The sequence below is a fragment of the Variovorax sp. YR750 genome (assembly GCF_900109805.1).
GTDB lineage: Bacteria > Pseudomonadota > Gammaproteobacteria > Burkholderiales > Burkholderiaceae_C > Variovorax > Variovorax gossypii.
Window position 1 is genome coordinate 1 of sequence record NZ_FOBJ01000048.1, and the last position, 2,278, is coordinate 2,278.

The window sequence follows — 2,278 nt, forward strand, 5'->3', positions numbered from 1 at the left end:
ATGGTGCGCGGGTGCACGCCCGCCTTGCGCAGTGCATCCTCGATCAACTCTCCCTGCGCCTGCGGGTTGGGCACCGTGTAGCCGTTGGTCTTCCCACCGTGGTTGATCGCCGTGCCCTTGATCACGCCGTAGATCCGGTCGCCGTCGGCCACCGCGCGCGCCAGCGGCTTGAGCAGCACCGCGCCCACGCCCTCGCCTGGCACGTAGCCGTCGCCTCCCGTCCCGAAGCTCATGCAGCGCCCGTTGCTCGCGGCGAACTGCCCCTGGGACAGCATCAGGTACTTGTTCGGGTGCACCGTCACGTTCACGCCGCCGGCCACGGCCAGCTCGCAACTCCCGTTGCGCAGGCTGTCGCAGGCCAGGTGGATCGCCGTCAGCGACGACGAGCACATCGTGTCCATCGCCAGGCTCGGGCCGTGGAAATTGCAGAAATACGAGACCCGGTTGGCGATCGACGAAGGACTGCCTCCGAGCGCAACGCCCGGCTCCATCTGCGCACCGTAGAGCTGGTACTCCTCGTACATCACGCCCACAAACACACCAACACTACCGCTCGGACCCGTGTCCCGTGCCCTTCCAGCCAGGTCTTGTCGGGTGTAACCGGCATCCTCCATCGTCTCGTACACGCATTGCAGGAACAGCCGCTCCTGCGGATCCATCACCACGGCTTCGCGCGGAGAGATGTTGAAGAACAGCGGATCGAACCGATCCACGCCATCGACGAACCCGCCCCACTTGCTGTAGGACTTGCCCAGCTTCCCCTTCTCGGGGTCGAAGTAGCGGCTGTGATCCCAGCGCTCCGCCGGCACCTCCGTCACGCAGTCCACGCCGTGCGCGAGGTTGTGCCAGAACTCCTCGAGCGAGTTCGCCTGCGGATAGCGCCCGCTGAGGCCGATGATGGCCACATCGAGTGCACCCCCGGCCGTCGTCGGGACCTCCTCCCTGGAGACCGCCGCAAAGCGCGGCCGCCCGCGCCTTCCCGCAGCGGTCGCCTTGCCGGGCGGCGGTTCTGCCGCCGCCGCCGATCGATCGGATCGCGCAGCCTGCGCGCTGCCGCCAAGGCCCAGCAACCCGATCAGCTGGCCTCGGTGCTGCTTGATGAAGTAGCCCGCCAGTTCCGCAATGCTCTGGTACTCGAAGAACAGCGTCTTCGAGAGTGTCCCGAAGTCCTCCTCGAGCACGTTCGTCATCTGGGTGACCATCACCGAATCAACCCCGTAGCGCTCCAGCGCCGCCTCGGCATCGACCCGATCCTCCGATAGCTCCAGCGTCGCCCCGAAGAGGCGCACCAGATGACGGACCGTGCGCTCCTTCAGGACATCGGCCGGCATCACCACGCCGTCCACCTCGATCGGTCCAGCGTCCGCCTCGGGCGCCGAAGCGACCGGCTTGCGGATCCTGAGCCCCTCCTGCTCGATGCGGCTGCGCTCGCCCGAGAGCACCGTCACCCGAGGCGCCCCCTCCAGCGACAGCGCACGCGCCAGCGCCGACAGCCCCTCCGGCGTCCCCAGCGGCACCAACCCTGCGCTGCGCCACAGTCGATCCCGCGTCGCCGCATCCACCCGCATCCCGCCCTCTGCCCACAGCGGCCACGCCATCGACAGCGTGCGACCCGAGCACTCGCCCGCCTGCACCGCAGCCGCACGCAGCGCCGCGTGCGCATCCAGGAACGCGTTGGCCGCCGCGTAGTCCGTCTGGCCCACGTTCCCCAGCATGCCCGCAGCCGAGGAGAAGCTGACGAACACCTCCAGCGGCTGATCTCGCGTCGCCGCATCCAGCGCCAGCACTCCCGCCACCTTCGGCGCGAGCACCGCACGCAACTCGCTCTCCGTCTTCTTCACAAGGAAGCTGTCGCGCAGCACCCCGGCCGTGTGGATCACGCCCGTGAGCCCACCGTGTGCCTGGACCACCTCCCGCACACATGCGGCCACCGCCTCGGCATCCGTCACGTCCACCTGCCGGTACACCACGCGCGCGCCCAGCGCCTCCAGCTGCCGCAGCTGCTGCAGCTTCTCGGCACCCAGCACCGAACGCCCCGTCAGCACCAGCGTCACATCCGACACCGCCGTCGCGATCGCCTTGCCGAAGATCAACCCGAGGCCCCCGGCACCACCACTGATCAGGTACACGCCCCCGCGCTTCCACGGCGTCGGCACCAACGCCTGCGCCTGCGCCTGCGCCTGCGCCTGCTCGGCATCCTCGCGCACCTCCTCCAGGCGCATCACCTCGCGCGTCGCTGCCCGATAGCGCACGTCCTCCTCGAACGCCTGCGCCTCGG

1 protein-coding gene is annotated in these 2,278 nt (G+C 69.1%); it reads right to left on the bottom strand.

Annotation, left to right across the window (positions count from 1 at the left end; genetic code table 11):
- A partial coding sequence (locus tag BMY35_RS37455) for an SDR family NAD(P)-dependent oxidoreductase (protein ID WP_143080855.1) occupies nucleotides 1-2,278 on the bottom strand: 2,278 nt, incomplete at both ends.